4 protein-coding genes are annotated in these 3,269 nt (G+C 65.9%); 1 reads left to right on the forward strand and 3 read right to left on the reverse strand.

The genetic code is table 11. The features are described from left to right. From QZ184_RS10890 to fabI, 3 genes are all read right to left on the reverse strand, one after another. Positions 1–819 (reverse strand): carotenoid oxygenase family protein (locus QZ184_RS10890; RefSeq protein WP_296419619.1); only part of this gene is annotated, 819 nt, incomplete at its 3' end. A gap of 55 nt (positions 820–874) precedes the next feature. Next, positions 875–1,483: an imidazoleglycerol-phosphate dehydratase HisB gene (gene hisB / locus QZ184_RS10895; protein ID WP_296416814.1), complete on the reverse strand. Its 609-nt coding sequence runs from the start codon at positions 1,481–1,483 to the stop codon at positions 875–877. Between the two features lie 24 nt (positions 1,484–1,507). Next, a complete protein-coding gene (fabI, locus tag QZ184_RS10900) occupies positions 1,508–2,287 on the reverse strand; it encodes an enoyl-ACP reductase FabI (RefSeq protein ID WP_010314422.1) in 780 nt (259 codons plus the stop codon). A gap of 79 nt (positions 2,288–2,366) precedes the next feature. Between fabI and QZ184_RS10905 the strand changes: the two genes are divergently transcribed. Then, the coding region (locus tag QZ184_RS10905) for an FAD-binding domain-containing protein (RefSeq protein WP_296419621.1) at positions 2,367–3,269 on the forward strand (903 nt) is incomplete at its 3' end.

Here is a 3,269-nt window from a genome sequence, read left to right on the forward strand (position 1 = left end):
AAACTGCCCTTTCTCCCCAGGCTTTGAGCTGAGGCACTGGGCGGCACCCTTCTGGCCGATGACAAAGCCCGTCGGATTAAAGGCGACGGCGTTCTGCAGGAAGACCGCCCAGTTCGGGGTGATCGCGAAGTCATGCAGGAAGGCAAAGCCCTTGAAGCTGTGGCGGCTGTCCGCGAGAAGAGCACCGCTGCTGGAGAACTCCATCAGCCGAATCGTGCTGCGGGGGCCGGCCTTCACGCCAAAGGTCACCATCCGAGGCTCGCCATGGTGGCCTGGGTCAAAGCGGGGATGGGCACTGAAGGCCTCACCGGGCTTGAGCAACCCATCCAGCCGGCTGAGGCCGCGGGTTTCCAGGGTCTCAGGGTCCAGCGCATGGGGTTCGGCGGCCTCCCACAGGGCCAAGAGCTGATCCCCGAGCCGCACCACATGGGTGTTGGCGATGTTTTTCAGACGCAGGTCAAAGGCATTGGCGGCAATGCCGCCGGGCTTCTGGGTGCCAAAGACACCTCGGTAGAGGAATTTGTCCGCCTGCTCCTCGGCCTCAAAGCCCTCGGTGCGCACAAAGCGATTGCGCAGCTGGACCTGACCCCCCTCAAACCGCAGGGCGGTGATCATGCCGTCCCCGTCAAAGGGGTGATGCACCCACTGACCACCCCGCTCCAACCGGCCGGGACCATTTCGGTAAAGAGTGCCCTCAAGCTCAGCTGGAATCGCGCCCCGGGCTGCGGTCAGCGCGACGCCATCAAGCTCGACGCCAACATTGCGGAAGGCGCTGGCCCAATCGGAGCGGTCGTAGCCGAGAGCGGGGGCGACGGTCATGGGCAAAGACGCTGAGCGACGCCGCCATCATCGCGTAACGGAGTGTTAAGCGGGCCTAGGCGCCCGCGCGCTCCAGCACGCCCTTGCTGCTGGGCACCGCTCCGGCGCGGCGCGGATCCACCTCGGTGGCCTGGCGCAGCGCCCTTGCAAACGCCTTGAAGCAGGCCTCAACGATGTGGTGTGAATTCACCCCATCCAGCTGCCGGATGTGCAGGGTGAGGCCGGAGTTATTCACCACGGCCACAAAGAACTCTTTAACCAGCTCGGTGTCGTAGCTGCCGATCTTCTGAGCGGGGATCTGCAGGCCAAAGCTCAGGTGCGGGCGGCCGCTGCAATCGAGGGCCACCTGCACCAAGGCCTCATCCAGGGGCGCCACAAAGTGACCGAAGCGATGAATCCCGCGCCGGTCCCCCAGGGCCTGGGCCAGGGCCTGACCCACGGCGATCCCCACGTCCTCATTGGTGTGGTGATCGTCAATGTGGGTGTCACCCACGGCATTGATCTCCAGATCCACCAGCCCGTGGCTGCTGATCTGATGAAGCATGTGATCGAGGAAGGGCACGCCCGTGCTGGCGCTGCACTGGCCCGTGCCATCGAGGTTCAACTTGACGCGCACATCGGTTTCACCGGTGACGCGATGGATCTCGCCCGTGCGCATGGTCATGCCCTCCTCAGCTCAGTCTGCCGCTCACATGCCGGTGATGCAGTAGCCGGCGTCGACATAGATGGTCTGGCCGGTGATGCCGGAGGCCAGGTTGCTGGCGAGGAAGGCCGCGGTCCCGCCCACTTCGTCCTGGGTGACGGTGCGGTGCAGGGGAGCCTTCTCTTCGACGTTGTGGATCATGTCGAGGATGCCGCCGATGGCCGAGCTGGCCAGGGTGCGGATCGGGCCGGCGCTGATGGCGTTCACGCGCACCTGCTTCTCGCCCAGCTCAGCGGCCAGGTAGCGCACTGAGGCTTCCAGGGCGGCCTTGGCCACGCCCATGACGTTGTAGTTGGGGATCGCGCGCTCAGCACCGAGGTAGCTGAGGGTGATCACACTGCCGCCTTCGCTGAAGAGAGGCTTGGCGTGCTTGCAGAGCGGTGCCAAGGAGTAGGCGCTCACCTCGAGGGCACGGGCAAAGCCCTCGGGAGAGATGTTCGAGTAGTCACCAATCAGCTCGTCCTTACCGGCGAAGGCCAGGCAGTGCACCAGGACATCGATCTGGCCCCACTGCTCCTTGACCTTGGCGAAGACCGCTTCGATCTGAGCGGGGTCCTGCACGTTCAGGGGCTCGAACAGGGTGGGGGCCAGGGGAGCGGTCAGCTCACGCACCTTGCCTTCAAAGCGCCCCTTGTCATCAGGCAGATAGGTGACCCCGAGCTCGGCGCCAGCGGCGTGCAGCTGCTGGGCGATGCCCCAGGCGATCGACTTGTTATTGGCGATGCCGGTGACCAGGGCCTTCTTACCGCGCAGATCGAGGAGCATGAAACGGGCGCTTGCGTTGCGGTGATTCTCACCCAGAAGGCGCCAGACGCCAGGATCACTGGACCCCAAGTCGCCATCGTTGGCTAGCCCCACCCCGCGCGGAGTGCCCCTGAACTGGGAGGAGCACCCCGGTGATCTCCCTCGTCAATTCAGCGACCGCAGCGCACTCGAGTGCACGCTGCAGCAGCTCTTCCCCGAAGCCAGCGGCAGCCTCAGCCCGATCCAGGGCGGACGCAGCCAGGCGGATGCTCTCCTGCGCAGGGTCCAACCCGAGCGCTACGCCAAGGCCCGCAACTTCCTCAGCGGCCCCGTCACCCGGCTCTCGCCCTACATCCGCCACGGGGCCATCAGCCTGGCGGAGGTGCGCGATGCCGTTTTCGCCCGCACCAAGCAGCGGCAGGCCAGCGAGAAGCTGATCAATGAGCTGGGCTGGCGGGACTACTGGCAGCGGCTCTGGGAGCAACTGGGCGATGGGATCTGGAGCGACCAGGAACCGCTCAAGACCGGCCATCACCCCGGGGCCTATGCACCGGAGCTCCCCGCCGACATCACCGAAGGCCGCACGGGGCTGGCCTGCATGGATGGCTTCAGCCAGGAGCTGCAGCAGACGGGCTGGCTGCACAACCACGCCCGGATGTGGCTGGCGGCCTACGTCGTCCACTGGCGGCGCATCCGCTGGCAGGCGGGCGCCCAGTGGTTCCTGCGCCACCTGCTGGATGGGGACCCGGCCAGCAACAACCTCAGTTGGCAGTGGGTGGCCAGCAGCTTCAGCCACAAGCCCTACTTCTTCAACCGCTCCAACCTGGAGCGCTACAGCGATGGCCGCTACTGCCAGGACTGCAGCCTGAGCGCCAAGGGCTGTCCGTTTGACGCCAGCTACGAGCAGCTCGAGCAGCGCCTGTTCCAGCAACAAGCCGCGATCCGCGAGACGGGCGATCGCCCCAGCCGCCGCCAGCGGCCGTCCAACTCCAACGCCTCCGCC

Source organism: Vulcanococcus sp. DEBay_Sum22DG08_74 (genome assembly GCF_017852955.1).
GTDB lineage: Bacteria > Cyanobacteriota > Cyanobacteriia > PCC-6307 > Cyanobiaceae > Vulcanococcus.

Bases quoted from the DNA above. Each gene is read 5' to 3' on its own strand.
- fabI (WP_010314422.1), bottom strand. From the start codon at position 2,287: ATGCTCCTCGATCTGCGCGGTAAGAAGGCCCTGGTCACCGGCATCGCC.
- hisB (WP_296416814.1), bottom strand. From the start codon at position 1,483: ATGACCATGCGCACGGGCGAGATCCATCGCGTCACCGGTGAAACCGAT.